Source organism: Hydrogenophaga sp. OTU3427 (genome assembly GCF_038440225.1).
Taxonomy (GTDB): domain Bacteria; phylum Pseudomonadota; class Gammaproteobacteria; order Burkholderiales; family Burkholderiaceae_C; genus Hydrogenophaga.
In genome coordinates, this window is sequence record NZ_JASATI010000144.1 from 1 (window position 1) to 263 (window position 263).

The 263-nt window shown below is 65.0% G+C and carries 1 protein-coding gene; it reads right to left on the bottom strand.

What is annotated here, in order from left to right; all coding sequences use genetic code 11:
* A partial coding sequence (locus tag AAHB17_RS24660; RefSeq protein ID WP_342133702.1) for a fumarylacetoacetate hydrolase family protein occupies window positions 1-263 on the bottom strand: 263 nt, incomplete at both ends.

The following is a 263-nucleotide window of genomic DNA, read 5'->3' on the forward strand; positions in this document are numbered from 1 at the left end:
TCGGGCGTGCCGGTGTAGATCAGGTCGCCGGGCTGCAGGTGGTAGTAGGTCGAGAGGTCGGCGATGATTTCGCGGATGTTCCAGATCAGCTTGTCCACATCGGACGACTGCTTGGTGACGCCATTGACCTCCAGCGCGATGGCGCCGTGCTCGATCACCACCCCCGGCATGGGCACGATCTCGGCGCAGACCGATCCCTCTTCGATGTCCTTGCCCGTGTCCCAGGGACGGCCCTTGTCGCGCGCCACCAGTTGGAGGTCGCG